The following is a 14040-nucleotide window of genomic DNA, read 5'->3' as shown; positions in this document are numbered from 1 at the left end:
GCTTTTTATTTTACGTTATACACTCAATTCTTTCACGCCGGCTCTCAACTCGCGGGCGGCTTCCACCATTTCCACCAGGGCTTTGCGTGTTTCGTCCCAATGACGGGTCTTCAACCCGCAATCAGGATTCACCCAAAGCTGGGCGGCAGGCACCACGGCGCTGGCCTTGCGCATGAGCGACACCATTTCCTCGCGCGAGGGCACACGTGGGGAGTGAATGTCGTAAACACCGGGCCCGATCTCGTTGGGGTAGTTGAAGTCCGCGAAAGCGTCCAACAGCTCCATCTGCGATCGCGAGCACTCGATGGTGATCACATCCGCATCCATGTCGGCGATGTTCTGGATGATGTCGTTGAATTCGGAATAGCACATGTGGGTATGGATCTGCGTTTCGTCGCGGACGCCACTGGCCGAGATGCGGAACGCCTTCACGGCCCATTGCAGATAAGTCTGCCAATCGATTTTGCGCAGCGGCAACCCTTCGCGGATGGCGGGCTCGTCGATCTGGATCACCTGGATACCGGCCTTCTCGAGGTCCACCACTTCCTCGCGGATGGCTAACGCGATTTGAAACGCGGTCTCGGACCGGGGCTGATCATCGCGGACAAACGACCATTGCAAAATGGTGACGGGGCCGGTGAGCATGCCTTTCACGGGTTTGTTGCTCAGCGATTGTGCGTATTGGGCCCACGCCACGGTCATGGGTTGGGGCCGCGACACGTCGCCAAAGATGATGGGCGGTTTCACACAACGCGAGCCATAGCTTTGCACCCAGCCGTTTTTCGAAAACACATAGCCGGCCAGTTGCTCGCCGAAATATTCCACCATGTCGTTACGCTCGAATTCGCCGTGCACCAGCACATCGAGGCCGATCTCATTTTGCCAGCGGATGGCGTCCTGTGTGGCTGTGCGCAGCAGGGCATCGTATTCGTCTTGGGTCAACTCGCCTTTTTTCCATTGTGCACGCCAATTTCGTACCTCGGTGGTTTGAGGGAACGAGCCAATGGTGGTGGTGGGAAAGAGGGGCAAGTTCAAGGCGGCTTGTTGTTTCTTTTTGCGGGTGGCAAAAGGATGGGCACGTTGCGCGTCAGCGTCCGTGATAGCAGCCACCTTGGCTTTTACCGAGGGGTTGTGAATGAGCGTGGACGTTTTCCGGTTGTCAATTTTGCGCTGATTGTCGGCAAAGGTCTGGGAGGAGCCCTTGCCGAGGGTTGCCAGTTGCTTTAGGATGGATACTTCGTGCAGTTTTTGCCGGGCGAAGGCCATCCAGCTTTTGATCTCCGGCAGCAACACCTTGTCGTTGGTTTCCAGCACCAGGTCGCAGGGAGAATGCAGCAATGAACTCGAGGGCGCGATCATGATCCGGTCAGGGGATAGCCGGGACGTTGCTTTTTCGATGAGCGCGAGCGATTTGGCAAAGTCGTTGATCCAGATGTTGCGGCCGTCCACAACGCCCAACGAAAGGGTCATCTTGTCGGGAACGTGATTCAACACGGCGTCCAGTTGTTCTGGGGCGCGCACCAGGTCAAGGTGCAAGGCACAAACGGGAAGGGATGTGGCGAGGGTCACATTGTCGCGCAGCCCTTCGAAATATGTGGCCACGATGGTTTTCAAGGCAGGGAACTCTTTCCGGATCTCGCCATAAGCATAGACAAACGCTTTTTTCTCCTTTTCGGTCAGGTCCAGCGAAAGGAAGGGCTCGTCGAATTGGACCCACTGCACGTCGAGCTTGTCCAGTCGCTTGAGCAACTCGATGTATACGGGCAGCAGGTTTCGGATGAGGTCGATCCGGTCGAAGCCGGCTTCCTTTTCTTTGCCCAGGAGCAAGTAGGAAACGGGGCCGATCAACACGGGCTTGGTGAGGATGCCCAGTTGGCGCGCTTCATAAAACTCGTCGATCACTTTCGTGGAGAAGAGTTTGAAGGGTTGGTCCTTATGGAATTCCGGAACGATGTAGTGATAGTTGGTATCGAACCACTTGGTCATTTCCATCGCGGTGATGTCGAGGCCATCTTTTTGGAATCCGCGTGCCATGGCGAAGTAGAGGTCCAGCTCCGCGTTGTTTTTGTTGAGGATCACTTCATGGTAGCGTTCAGGGATGGCGCTCACCGTAAGCGACATGTCGAGCACCTGGTCGTAGAACGAAAAATCGTTGGAAGGAATGATGTCGATGCCGGCGTCTCGTTGCAGTTGCCAGTTTTCCTGCCGTAGGTTGCGGCCCACCTGGTAGAGGTTTTTCAATGTGGTCTTGCCGGCCCAGTAGAGCTCGCAAGCCTTCTTCAGTTCGCGCTGGCTACCAATGCGCGGGTAGCCAAGATTGTTGGTAAGCATGAGTTTGCTTTTTTAAGGTTGAACAAATAGTTAAACCAGCAAGCCCTTCGGCAGCTAAACGGATGCTTGTGCGAAATGAAAGATCTACAGGAATAAATACAGACACAACCGCCTTCACGAAAGGGGCTGAGGAGGATTCAATGCCTGACAAAATGCTTCAGTGCGCGAAAGCAAAGTCAATGCGTTACAGGCAAGTCTCCTGGCTTTCCCGACCCTTGTTCGCCTTCTCGTCCACCGATGGCGGACAATGGCATACTTGAACAAGCGCTGACCTTCACGTTCACGAAGGCGGGATTACAGTTGCGCGACAGCTCGTGATTTACACACGATTCCTTATTAATTCCCGTGTAGGGGAAACCAGCAACGGCGATGATGTTTAAAATGCAAAGAACAGACTGATGCAGTAAAGGTAGTGCAAAAGATCGGGGATTGAAAAAAAGGACGTCGAAGGTGTAAAGGTTGGATCTCTTGAGGGCGTTTGATCGCCAGAAACGACGGCGATATACGCCGGCAATGCGGGGTTAGGATGGTCAATAGAGGTTGGAAGGCGTTTGTTTTTTATAAATCCCCGAAAACACTTAACTTATCGTAGTCGATTGCGGTTAGAGATATAATAATAGAACCTAGATAGCTGATATACCCGATTTAAGTTATGGTACTGTCTCAGAACGTGAAGAGATGGTCGCACTATTTTTCAGGAACATGCCTTCTATTGGCCCTGTTGGTGTTGGTGGGATGGCAATTTGACGTTGAAATTTTTAAGCGACCAATGGCCGGACTGGCTGCCATGAACCCCATGACAGCCCTCTGCTTTTTATGCGCCAATACAGCCCTGTGGCTTGTTCAGTCGGCCCGGAAATCCGACCGGGTGGTGGCCTATGGCTTGGCCGCATTTTGTTTTTTGGTCGGGGGTTGGCGCTTGTTGTCTAACCTGTCGACCAGTATCATACCGGTGGATACACTCCTATTTTCAAGCCAGCTTCAAAGCGAGTTTTCAGCCAAAGGTTCCGAGCGCATGGCCCTGGCATCGGGTTTCAATTTTATGGCGTTGGGCATCCTGCTGATGCCGTTCCGGATCATACGGAATCCCTATGTGACCCAGGCGGCGGCGAGTTGGATTGGGCTGGCGGCGTGGTTCTCCGTATTGGGCTATGTTTTTAGCGTGCCCGAATTTTATGGTGACCTTCCCTTCCACCCCATGGCCATTCACACGGCCGCAGGCTTCTTGTTGACCTCGCTCGCGTGGCTCATGCTTCGCCCGGATGAAGGTTTCATGAAGGAAGTAAACCGCAGAGGACCCGGTGGCGTGCTGGCCCGAACGCTTCTGCCCACCATCTTCCTGCTGCCCATGTTGATAGGCTACATTCGCCTGTGGGCACAAGCGCGTTACCATTTCTCTACGGAGTTCGGCGTGGCCATCCTGGTGTCCAGCATCACTTTCTTTTTAACGTGCGTCACCTGGCTGTGTGTGAAGATGATCAACACGCGCGACGAACAACGCTTTGCTGCGGAAGGGGAGCTCCGCGAATTGAACCTGGATCTGAAAGAAAAGAACAACGAGATCGGCACACTCAACGAGGAGTTGAGTGCTTCCAATGAAGAACTCTCCGCCACCCTGGAGGAGGTGACCGCTGCAAACGAAGAACTTACGTCGCTGAATGACCAACTGAGCCTGGCCTCCGAAACCATTCGCGAACAAGCAGAGATCATCCTGCAGCAAAAAGATGAGCAACTGAATCGCACACTCGACGCCATGGATGTGATGGTGTGGTCCATCGACCTCACGGATAAGCGAAAGCACTTCATGAGCCGTACCATCGAGCAGATCCTGGGCGTGAAGGGAGATGAACTGCTGAATAACAATGGAAGGAGTTTTACCCAATGGGTACTCCCGGAAGACCGGCCCCTTCGTGAAGCGTCGATAAAGGAATTAGAGACCCAGCCCACCTCGGAGGTTTCCTACCGCATCCGCGACAAGGAGGGCAACATCCGCTGGCTCGACGTGCGAAACCGCCTGTTGCGCGATGAGTATGGAAAGGCCCTGCGCCGCGAAGGGGTGGCCATGGATGCAACACTCAAAAAACAACAGGAGCAAGCCATCCGGCAATACAAGGAAAACCTACAAATTATTTTTAGCAACACCCTGGAGGAGATCTTGTTGCTGGATTATGAGGGACGGATCGTGATGTTCAACGAAGCACTCGAAAAGTTTATCGCCTATAGCACGGGCAGAAAACCGGAGGTAGGGATGTACGTTTGGGACATGACGGTGGCCGAACGCCGCGATATTGCAAAAGAACTTTTCTTCCGCGTGCGCGGAGGGGAGGATGTCACCGTCGAGGCGCCCATCCACCTGCCCACCGAAAACCTGGTGCACGAGCTGCGCTATAGCGCTGTCGTGATCGAGGGCCAGGTGAAATACGTCACCATCATTTCCATCGACATCACTGAAAAGAAAAAGCAGGAGCAAACCGTGCTCCGGTCCGAAGCCAACCTCCAGGCGATCTTCAACCATACCAACGATATTTTCACGTTGCTCGACGAGCAGTACAACATCGTCATGTTCAACCAGGCGAATAAAACTGCCTTCACCGAATATTTCCAGGTGGGCGCGAACATCATCGACCTTCTGCCCGAAGAGCACCGCGGCGTGTTCCTGCTTTCGTTGCAGCGCACGGCAGAGGGCGAGTTCATTGAATATGAAATGGAATACGGCACGGCGCCCGACATCACCTGGTATCATGTGACGATGGAAACGATCTACACCGACAATCGCCTGACGGGCTATTGCATCACGGCCCACGACTACACGGAAGTTAAACGCGCGGCTATCACCCTGCGCGAGAGCGAAGAGCGTTTCCGCGCGTTGATCGAGAACAGCGAAGATGTGGTGGGCATGATGGAGCCGGCAGGTCGTATGATCTATGTGAACCCCGGCGTCGAACGTGTGACCGGCTATTCGCCGGAAGACTTCCTGGTCATGAACCTGGAGACCATCATCAACCCGGAAAACAAAAGGGAATACCAGCGTTTCTTCAACGACGTTCGCCACAATCCGCACAAGCTCATCAGCACCAGCTTCCGGTCGCGGCATAAGAACGGACACTGGCAGTGGATGGAGGGCACGGCCATCAACCTGCTCGACGTGGAAGGCATTCAAAGCATCGTCACCAATTTTCGCGACGTCACCAGCCGCCGCAAGTCGGAAGAGGAACGCAGCCTGCTGTTGTCGCAACTCATCGAGCGCAACAACGATCTTCTCCAGTTCTCCTTCATTGCCTCCCACAACCTGCGCGGCCCGGTGGCCTCCATGCTGGGCTTGATCAACCTGATGGGCATGGAAGAAATGCCGGAGGATACCCGCAGCATGTTGAGCATGGTGCGCCATTCCGCCAACCGCCTCGACGAAGTGATCAAAGACCTCTCCGCCATCCTGGAAATGCGAAGCCACGAAGTGCACGCCAAAGAAGACGTACCCATCCACGAGATCGTCGACAGTATCTGTCAGGCGCTCCAAACCCAGATCGACGAAAGCAACGCCCGCATTGCCATGGATGTGAAAGACATCCAGGTCTTCTACACGATCCGCAGCTACTTCTACAGCATCCTCTACAACCTGATCTCCAACGCCATAAAATATCGGTCACCACGGCGCAACCCCGCCATCGAGATCAGCACGTTTAGAACCCGCACCACCTGCGGCATCCGGGTGAGAGACAACGGCATGGGTATCGACCTCGACAAGTTTGGCGACAAGATCTTTATGCTGTACCAACGCTTCCACCTGGAAGTGGAAGGCAAGGGTATGGGTCTTCACATGGTAAAAACCCAGGTCAACTCCCTCAACGGCTCCATCGATATAAAAAGCACACCGGGTATTGGTACGACGTTCACGATCCATTTCCCCCTCTAGAACTTAGGTTTGTTCTTCTGTGATCTGCCCGAGAGCGCATGATCGACAGAAAATTTTCCAGCCCCGCCCAGGGCCACGATCGAAGCCAGCGCCACAACCAGCAGGTGGTATTCAAATCCCTCACCCCCCTGACTTCCCGACCAATTCAGGAAGAATCCAAATTTCCCATGCTCTGCCGCAATAGCACCTGCCATAATCAAGACGACACCGGCCGACAGCACTCTGCTAAACAAACCCGTCACCAGCGCAATCATTCCGAAACTTTCTACCCCGATGATCAACAAGGCAAGTAAATAGGGGAGACCAATGGTTCGCGTGAAATAGTCGATTGTCCCGGCAAAGCCGTAGCCCCCAAACCAACCCAGTAACTTTTGCGCACCATGGGCCATGACCACAACACCCACCACGACCCGCGCGATCAGTAAGGAAACATCAGGAGAAACGATTCTTGTTTTCATAAGGCTTTGTTTTAGATGATCAATTTCCGTAGAAGAAATGCTCCTTGGCGATAAGCCCATCCTTCCAGTGCTGCACCGAAACTTGGAGGTAGTTACGCACACCCCATTCTTTGTGCGTGTAATCATAGCGCCATACGACAAAGGAAATATTTTCGTCTGTCGCGACCCCATGCACAGAGGCGCCCCTGAACTCGGTTATGTTTCCCAGGAACTCCAGTTCGCGCAGACGGTTGGCTTCCTTGCCGACCGTGGGGGCGTTTGCATTTTCCTGCATCTGCACATCGTTGTGATAATACTTTTCGAAAGCTTCCATGAGTTTCCCGGAGAGCACGAGTTGATTGAGGTCGTCCAATTTTTCTTTGATGGTGTTCATAAAATTTTTGTTTTGTGTTTGAAATTGTTGACACAAAATTGTGCGAGGCCCAGGACCTGTGCATTGATTTGACGCAAGAAAGAAGATTGATCTAGATCAAGTAATTCCGCGGAGAACGGAATGGATCAAGGGTGAACCTATTTTTTAGCCTGTTGCTTTCGGATACGGCTCAAGGTTTCGGGGGTGAGCCCCAGGTAGGAGGCGACCTGGTTCTGTGGAAGACGTTGTTCCAGGGTTGGGTACTTGGTGATGAAAGAATGGTATTGTTCTTCAGCCGTTTGGCTGATCGAGCCGATGATCCTTTGTTGTTGTGCCACAAAGGCATTCTGCAACAGGATCCGGAACATCCGGTTGAATTCAGGGACCTGTTGATAAAGTTTCTCCAGGTCTTTTTTCTCGATGGAGAATACTTCCGTGTCCTCCAGCGCGTCGATATTTTGTGTAGCGGGTGTGCCAGTCAGGAAGCTGTACAGGTCGGAGACCCACCATCCCTCCACAGCAAACATCACGATGTGCTCCGTGCCGTCGTTGTCTACAGTATAGGCCCGGAGACATCCCTTTACTACAAAATTTTCGTAGAGGCTCACGTCGCCCGCTTGCAACAGGTACTGGCGCTTTCGCAATTTCCGGTGACGAAGCACACTCTTGAAAAATTGGATGTCCTGCTCCGACAACACGATGTGTCGCGAAATGTGTTGAAGGATAAATTCGTGCGGATCGCTCAAAGCGTGGAGAGATGTTTTGTCTTCAAATTAAAAAAGGATGGCGGCATCCGCAAGAATAGTGTCGCCCTAGACCAAAGCCTTGAGCCCCTTGCGTCAACCGGCGCGATGACACCTATTCCTCCGGGCCGTTTTCCTTTTGCTTGAGTAACAAAAGTAATTTCTTGTTGAAGTCGTGCGTCTTTTCACCCAGGGGACCAAAAAAGGTCGCGTCGAATTTTTCCACGGTGCGCACGGCTTGCTTGATCACTTTCTTTCCGCTCTCCGTGAGTCCCACGGTTTTGGCGCGGGTGTCGGTGGCATGTTCCTGGCGGAAGAGGAAGCCCTTGGCCTGGAGCGTGCGGAGCACGGTGGAGGTGGTCATGGGGTCGATCTTGGTGTGGGCCGACAATACGATCTGCGTCACCTGCTCGTGGTGCAGCGCTAGCCAGTGAATGCTGGCCATCAACACGTATTGTGCGTGGGTGAGGTCGTGTTTTTCGAGGGCTTTTTTTAGCTCCCGCTGCCAGAGGAGGGTGACTTGCCACAGCAAAAAGCCGGGGCTGTCTTCCGCCTTGTCAAAACTGAATGTGTTGTCGGCTGTTTTCATTTGGGAAGCAGGGTTGATCGGATCCGGGTAAAGTCTTCTTCTTTGATCTCAAAGAAACCAAATCGGAAAGGAAATCCCCAGGACTTTTTGTTGGTAATAAATTCCAGGTCGTCCACCAACGGTACGATGGGGGCATCCTGGCAGGGATAGAAGTGCACGTTCCGCCGGAAAGGATGAAAATGGCTGGTCATGCTCACGGCATAGACCTGGTCGTCCACCGCCTGGCCGATCGCGGTGAAGGCCTGGAGTTTGGTGTCGCCTGCGAAGGTCTCTTTGGGCGAGTAGATAATGACCCAATCCTGAGGGCGGATGCGCTTCAGGGGACCTGCTTTCCCATGATTCGCCTGGATGAAACCACCTTGCACGCCGCGGCTGGCGTGATCTTTCGAGGCCACGACGACCCAATATTTTTCTGTTGTCATACGGGTGTTGTTTTTAATATGTACAAATATAATATGTTAACATATTAAATGCAACACAAAAGAAGAAGCCCGGGGTTTCCCCCGGGCGACTCTAGATTAAAGCGCACACAACAAGATTTTTTACCGGCCACCGCGTGCCACGATGGGCCGGCAGGTTTGTTTGTTTGTTAGTATTGTCTGTTCTCCTCCACCACGGTCGAGGGAATGAAGTGCATCATGCCGAACATGCCCACCACCATGATCGATACCAAACCGATGGCGAATACTGCGGGATTGCTTTCCACAAGTTCAGGAGAGAACACGTAGATGCCGGCAAATACCACGGTGGCAGCGATGATGATAAAGAAGAAGATGAGGGAAATGGGTTTCATACTGTTGGGTTGTTTGTGTTGGTTTGTGATGGGGTAATTCCAATTCACATGCCACCGGCCCGACCGTTGAAAGGAGCCTGAAAACGCACTTTTATTTTCGCCGGCTTCCCAAAAGGGGATGGAAAAATCTCGAAACGGTAGGATGAGGGTGATTACTGAGTGCAGGCTTGGGTTGGGGACGTGCCGGCGGGATGGCCTCCCCGTTTCAGGGGATGTGGTGCCCGGAGATGCCGGTATCAGCCACAAAGTCGACAGGTTTTTGCCTATTTAGACCCCAATTAAATTAGACAATGGCACCGCTTTGGTGTCTCCGGGTTCCGAAAAATCGACTTACTTTGACTTTCCATTTTTTTTATTGCCATGTCCAGTAAACGCCCCGCCCTGGGATTCATTTTTGCCACACTGCTGATCGATATTATCGGTCTGGGGATCATCATCCCGGTGATGCCCCAATTGATCGATGAACTTACAGGGGGTACGAACAGCGAGGCCGCCGCCTATAGCGGTTGGCTCTATCTCGCCTACGCCTCCATGCAATTTCTGTGTGCCCCGATCGTCGGGGGATTGAGCGACCGGTATGGTCGCAGACCCGTGTTGCTGGCCTCCTTGTTCGGGTTTGGAGTGGACTACACCTTTCTCGCGCTAGCACCTACGATCGGCTGGCTCTTTCTCGGAAGAATTGTGGCAGGCATGATGGGGGCAAGTTTCACGACGGCGGGGGCCTATATTGCTGATGTGAGTCCACCGGAAAAACGCGCCCAGAATTTTGGCATTATTGGAGCAGCTTTTGGATTGGGATTTATCATTGGTCCCATGCTCGGCGGCGCGCTCGCCGTATTTGGTTCGCGGATGCCCTTCATGGTTGCTGCGGGTCTGTCGCTGGCCAACTGGTTGTACGGCTTTTTCATTTTGCCCGAGTCTTTGAAACCCGAAAACCGGAGAAAGTTCGAATGGTCGCGCGCCAACCCGGTCAGTTCGCTGCTGAATTTGAGACGTTACCCCGTCATCCTGGGCTTAGTGGCTTCGCTGGTCCTGGTCTATATTTCTTCACACGCCGTGCAAAGCAACTGGTCATTTTATGCCATCGAAAAATTTAAATGGGGCCCCGGAATGATCGGCATCTCATTGGCCGTTGTCGGACTGGTGTTTGCCATTGTGCAGGGCGGACTCATACGCATTATCATCCCCAAGCTCGGCCAAGCCCGCAGTGTTTATGTCGGTCTCGGATTCAATGCGCTTGGCTTTATCCTCTTTGCCCTCGCCACACAAAGTTGGATGATGTTCGCCTTCACGGTCGTGTATTGTATGGGAGGCATTGCCGGTCCGGCGCTGCAAGGCATTATCTCCACGCAAGTCCCCGCCAATGAACAAGGCGAACTGCAAGGCGCCTTAACAAGTCTTATGAGCGCCACCGCCTGCATCGGTCCGGTATTGATGTCAAACACATTCGCCTATTTCACCAACAGTCACGCGCCAATCTATTTGCCCGGTGCCCCCATGCTACTCGGAGCCGTCCTAACCATCACCGCCACCCTCATGGCCCGCGCCTCCCTCAAAAAAAACATGCCCCACCAACCCCCAACACCCAAACCCGACCCCACCACACACCCCCTAACCGACGACTCCTCAATCCTAACCCCCGGCTCTTAAAAAAAAACTTCTGGCTACTGAATACTGACTACTGAATGCCGAGAACAAACTTCTGGCTACTGAATACTGACTACTGTCTACTGAATGCCGAGAACAAGCTCCTGGCTACTGGCTCCTGGATTCTGGCTCCTAACTTCAAAGCCCCAAAACCGCCTTCAACTTCACATACCCCGTCTTACTCAACGGAATCTTCGCCCCATTCTTCAACAACGCCAAGTGCGTATCCTTTTCTAACGGCTCAATTCGCGTGATCTGCGATACCGCCACGATATACGACCGGTGTACCCGCACAAACTGATCGGTATCCAAACTCTGTTCATAAAAACTCATCGTCTTCTTCTTTAACAGCATCTCCTTCGCCGTAAAGATCTTCACATAATCATCATACGCCTCCAGGTACACGATCTCGTGCACAGGAATGATGCGGATGTTGCTGCCTTCTTTCACCACGATGCGATTGCGTTCTTCAGGCTGGCGCACTTCCTCGTGAATGAGCGCATTGGTGGCCGACTTGGCGCCTGACGTTTGATGATGCGCCAGCCACTTTTGAACGGCTTTCGCAAAGCGGTCTTTGCTAAACGGTTTCAACAAATAATCGATGGCGTGGGCCTCGAAGGCTTTGATGGCATATTCGTCAAAGGCCGTGGTGAAGATCACGGCCGGGGGTTGTTCGATCAGTTCCAGCATTTCGAAGCCGTTGATCTTGGGCATCTGGATATCGAGAAAGATGAGGTCGGGCTTGTGCTGGGCGATGGCTTTCACACCCTCGAAGCCGTCGTTGCATTCCTGCACTACGGTGAGGTCGGCAAAATCGCGTAGGTATTCGGCCACGATGCTGCGGGCGAGTGGTTCGTCGTCGATCAGTATAACGTTCATCATGCGGGTTGGGGAATTTTGATTTCGGTTTTGAATAGGGGGCCTGTCATTTTTGTCGACAAAAGATCCTGGCGCGCATAGAGCAGGTAGAGCCTCCGTTGCACAGAATTGAGTCCGAAGCCCGTGCCTTGTCGTGGTCGCGAGGTCTCGGGGTCGAAGGGGTTTTCTACCGTGATCACCAGTTGTTTGTCGGTCGTCCTGGCATCGATGCGGATGGTGATCTCGCCCACGGTGTCGTACAAACCGAATTTAATGGCGTTTTCCACCACGGGTTGCAACAGCAACGAGGGCAGAGTGAGGCCGGCGGTTTCTTCGTCGCGGACGATCTCGGTTTTGAGGCGGTGACCGAAGCGCACTTTTTCGATCTCCAGGTATAATTGTAAATGGTTGAGTTCTTCGTCGAGGGTGACAAACTGCTGGTCGTCTTTTTTGATGGTGCCGCGCAGAAAGTCACTCAGTTGTTGGATCATCAGGCGGGCTTGTTCGGGTTTGGAGCCGGCCAGGGCGCTGATGGAATTGAGACTGTTGAATAAAAAGTGGGGTTGAAGCTGTTGCCGTAAGGAGGCCAACTCTGCTTCACGCGAAAATTTCAGGGTTTCCTGTTCGCGTTTTTCGTTGGCGCTTTGTTCCTGCATATAAAACCAGATCCAGCTCTGCATGCCGATGAGGGCGATCATGAGCCAGGCAAACAATCCGCGGATCACGTGCGAGCCGGCGAGGTATTCCTGGTAAGGAACGTTGTCTTGAAAAAAAGATGACATCAGGTAGCGATGCAAAACGGCGCAGAGACTGGCCAAAGCAATGCTCCAGATGAGGAGATAGATGGCCGTTTTTGGGCCAGCCTGGTAAAATTTCAGCGAGTTGAACATGATGTAGCCCGCTGTGGCTACCAATAAGTTGAAGTTCACTGCATCTGCCAGGGCCACGTTCCATGCAAACCCGAAGGTCGTGATCAGCGCGTAGGTCTCGAACAAGGCCAGCATGCTCCACCAGGTGGACACGACCATGAATATTTTTTTTACAGATACAGTAAGATGCATACGTACAGAACTTTAGAATAAAGGCATCGCGTTCAAACGGAGCGCGATGGCCTTTTGGTGGATAAAGTTAATGTACGGAGCGCCTTCTTCCATCTCGTGGATGCGTGAATATACTTCCGTGCCATCTTCGAGGTTCTTCAGGGAGATGACTTCCGACACGTTGATGAATTCCCACTTCACTTTTTTCATGTTGTCGTTGTAGAAGGTGTCTTCCTCGTGCAGGCCGATCATGCGGGCTTTCAGGAAGGCTTCTTCTTTGGTTTCGGCGGCTACCAGCCGGAGTTGTTCGTCGAACTGTGCTTTCGAGCTCTGTTCGGCTGAAATGTTGAAGACGATTTTTGTGATGTACCAGTTCATAAGGATTACTTGTAGGGTGATTAAAATGATTTGCATAGGAATAACGATCGAGAGAGTTGGAATTGGACAGGAATCCGGTTAAAAACTCCTGATCTCAATGCCACCGAACACACACGTGCCTTCCAGGACCAGGACCTTGGTTTCGTCATAGACCATGCCGGGCTGGATATGACGCTTATCTTCGATGGAGCCGAACACGGTCACCAGTTCGTCGGCCTGGATCTTCCAATGGGGGGGGACCACCAGTTTGGTACCGCCAAAAACTTGCACGACTTCCAGGTTCACCCGGCCGTTGATGTCGGCCTGACTCATGTTCAGTTCCAGGCCGCCGAACATGCACACGCTTTCGCCGCCTTTAAAGTCCTTGCTGATCACGTTTTTTTTTGTTCCGCCGAAGATGGAGACTGAATCGATGGTGTCGCCTTCTACGGGCTTGCCTTCGTGGTAGTAGTTATATTGACGCTCCCACTTTCTTTTCCAGCGCTCCTCATTCCACCGATGGTGGCGGAAGCGACGGCGGGGTTTGAACATGATGCCGATACCGATGAGGATGATCACTGCGGGCCAGAAATATCTCCAGACATCAAGGTCGATGTGTTCTTTGCTCAGGAGGAATGCACCGATAGCGATCGGAATGAGCCAGCCAAAGCTTTTGAACGAATGACGGGCGCCTACGTATAAGCCCAGGACGATCAGGAGCGAAGGCCAGGTAAAGATCCATTCAGGAATATCGACACCGACCTGGCGGGCCAGTAACAAACCGCCGACAACCATCACCACGAGGCCGCCGAAAATCCGGCCCGAACGATGGCCTCCCCATTCGGGGCGGTTGTCAGTAACTTCTTTTTTATCTTCTGTTTCCATTTTGTTTTCCATTTGTGTTTGATTTCTGATTCAAATAACGGCACGATTTAGCCCTGCGGCCATCGTTAAAAGGC

The 14040-nt window shown here is 52.8% G+C and carries 13 protein-coding genes and 1 riboswitch; of the genes, 2 read left to right on the top strand and 11 right to left on the bottom strand.

The features are described from left to right. Window positions 1-15 precede the first annotated feature (15 nt). Window positions 16-2331, bottom strand: coding sequence for a 5-methyltetrahydropteroyltriglutamate--homocysteine S-methyltransferase (metE, locus tag BUB30_RS18780; protein ID WP_073136865.1), 2316 nt, complete (start codon window positions 2329-2331; stop codon window positions 16-18). Window positions 2332-2503: 172 nt separating this feature from the next. Further along, window positions 2504-2708: riboswitch (cobalamin riboswitch) on the bottom strand. Between the two features lie 275 nt (window positions 2709-2983). On the opposite strand from metE, the gene BUB30_RS18775 reads away from it, so the two are divergent. Next, window positions 2984-6244 carry a PAS domain S-box protein gene (locus BUB30_RS18775; protein WP_084138228.1) on the top strand — a complete coding sequence of 1087 codons (3261 nt, stop codon included), beginning with the start codon at window positions 2984-2986 and terminating at the stop codon, window positions 6242-6244. On the opposite strand, the gene BUB30_RS18770 is transcribed toward BUB30_RS18775, so the two are convergent. The 6 genes from BUB30_RS18770 to BUB30_RS18745 all read right to left on the bottom strand — a co-directional run bounded on the left by BUB30_RS18770 (window position 6241) and on the right by BUB30_RS18745 (window position 9179). Next, a complete protein-coding gene (locus BUB30_RS18770) occupies window positions 6241-6702 on the bottom strand; it encodes a DoxX family protein (RefSeq protein WP_073136861.1) in 462 nt (153 codons plus the stop codon). The genes BUB30_RS18775 and BUB30_RS18770 overlap by 4 nt on opposite strands. 19 nt (window positions 6703-6721) lie before the next feature. After that, window positions 6722-7075, bottom strand: coding sequence for a SnoaL-like domain-containing protein (locus tag BUB30_RS18765; RefSeq protein WP_073136859.1), 354 nt, complete (start codon window positions 7073-7075; stop codon window positions 6722-6724). A gap of 137 nt (window positions 7076-7212) precedes the next feature. After that, entirely contained in the window at window positions 7213-7800 is a 588-nt protein-coding gene (locus tag BUB30_RS18760) for a Crp/Fnr family transcriptional regulator (protein WP_073136857.1), read from the bottom strand. 112 nt (window positions 7801-7912) lie between these two features. Beyond that, complete coding sequence (locus tag BUB30_RS18755; protein WP_073136855.1) at window positions 7913-8386, bottom strand: MarR family winged helix-turn-helix transcriptional regulator; 474 nt, start codon at window positions 8384-8386, stop codon at window positions 7913-7915. After that, window positions 8383-8808, bottom strand: a complete 426-nt coding sequence (locus BUB30_RS18750) for an EVE domain-containing protein (protein WP_073136854.1) — start codon at window positions 8806-8808, stop codon at window positions 8383-8385. Before BUB30_RS18750 ends, BUB30_RS18755 begins: the two co-directional genes overlap by 4 nt. 167 nt (window positions 8809-8975) lie before the next feature. After that, window positions 8976-9179 carry a hypothetical protein gene (locus tag BUB30_RS18745; RefSeq protein ID WP_143164981.1) on the bottom strand — a complete coding sequence of 68 codons (204 nt, stop codon included), beginning with the start codon at window positions 9177-9179 and terminating at the stop codon, window positions 8976-8978. Between the two features lie 360 nt (window positions 9180-9539). Between BUB30_RS18745 and BUB30_RS18740 the strand changes: the two genes are divergently transcribed. Continuing rightward, entirely contained in the window at window positions 9540-10829 is a 1290-nt protein-coding gene (locus BUB30_RS18740) for a TCR/Tet family MFS transporter (protein WP_073136850.1), read from the top strand. A 135-nt stretch (window positions 10830-10964) separates the two neighbouring features. Here BUB30_RS18740 and BUB30_RS18735 read toward each other — a convergent pair whose 3' ends face one another. The 4 genes from BUB30_RS18735 to BUB30_RS18720 form a co-directional block, all read right to left on the bottom strand. Further along, on the bottom strand, window positions 10965-11708 hold the full coding sequence (locus BUB30_RS18735) for a LytR/AlgR family response regulator transcription factor (protein ID WP_073136848.1): 744 nt from the start codon (window positions 11706-11708) through the stop codon (window positions 10965-10967). Continuing rightward, on the bottom strand, window positions 11705-12745 hold the full coding sequence (locus BUB30_RS18730; RefSeq protein ID WP_084138227.1) for a sensor histidine kinase: 1041 nt from the start codon (window positions 12743-12745) through the stop codon (window positions 11705-11707). The genes BUB30_RS18735 and BUB30_RS18730 overlap by 4 nt, the downstream gene beginning before the upstream one ends. A 12-nt stretch (window positions 12746-12757) precedes the next feature. Beyond that, window positions 12758-13102: a DUF4288 domain-containing protein gene (locus BUB30_RS18725; protein ID WP_073136846.1), complete on the bottom strand. Its 345-nt coding sequence runs from the start codon at window positions 13100-13102 to the stop codon at window positions 12758-12760. 78 nt (window positions 13103-13180) lie between these two features. Further along, window positions 13181-13978, bottom strand: coding sequence for a LiaF transmembrane domain-containing protein (locus BUB30_RS18720; protein ID WP_073136844.1), 798 nt, complete (start codon window positions 13976-13978; stop codon window positions 13181-13183). Window positions 13979-14040: the final 62 nt, after the last annotated feature.

This window comes from Chryseolinea serpens (genome assembly GCF_900129725.1).
GTDB classification, from domain to species: domain Bacteria; phylum Bacteroidota; class Bacteroidia; order Cytophagales; family Cyclobacteriaceae; genus Chryseolinea; species Chryseolinea serpens.
Note: the sequence above shows the minus strand (reverse complement) of the source record. Positions and strands in the feature narration are given on the sequence as shown.

Excerpts from the sequence above, each read along its gene's own strand:
- BUB30_RS18770 (WP_073136861.1), bottom strand. The coding sequence starts at position 6,702 with ATGAAAACAAGAATCGTTTCTCCTGATGTTTCCTTACTGATCGCGCGG.
- BUB30_RS18745 (WP_143164981.1), bottom strand. The coding sequence starts at position 9,179 with ATGAAACCCATTTCCCTCATCTTCTTCTTTATCATCATCGCTGCCACC.
- BUB30_RS18740 (WP_073136850.1), top strand. The coding sequence starts at position 9,540 with ATGTCCAGTAAACGCCCCGCCCTGGGATTCATTTTTGCCACACTGCTG.
- BUB30_RS18735 (WP_073136848.1), bottom strand. The coding sequence starts at position 11,708 with ATGATGAACGTTATACTGATCGACGACGAACCACTCGCCCGCAGCATC.
- BUB30_RS18725 (WP_073136846.1), bottom strand. The coding sequence starts at position 13,102 with ATGAACTGGTACATCACAAAAATCGTCTTCAACATTTCAGCCGAACAG.
- BUB30_RS18775 (WP_084138228.1), top strand. The coding sequence starts at position 2,984 with ATGGTACTGTCTCAGAACGTGAAGAGATGGTCGCACTATTTTTCAGGA.
- BUB30_RS18755 (WP_073136855.1), bottom strand. The coding sequence starts at position 8,386 with ATGAAAACAGCCGACAACACATTCAGTTTTGACAAGGCGGAAGACAGC.
- BUB30_RS18730 (WP_084138227.1), bottom strand. The coding sequence starts at position 12,745 with ATGCATCTTACTGTATCTGTAAAAAAAATATTCATGGTCGTGTCCACC.
- metE (WP_073136865.1), bottom strand. The coding sequence starts at position 2,331 with ATGCTTACCAACAATCTTGGCTACCCGCGCATTGGTAGCCAGCGCGAA.
- BUB30_RS18750 (WP_073136854.1), bottom strand. The coding sequence starts at position 8,808 with ATGACAACAGAAAAATATTGGGTCGTCGTGGCCTCGAAAGATCACGCC.
- BUB30_RS18720 (WP_073136844.1), bottom strand. The coding sequence starts at position 13,978 with ATGGAAAACAAAATGGAAACAGAAGATAAAAAAGAAGTTACTGACAAC.
- BUB30_RS18765 (WP_073136859.1), bottom strand. The coding sequence starts at position 7,075 with ATGAACACCATCAAAGAAAAATTGGACGACCTCAATCAACTCGTGCTC.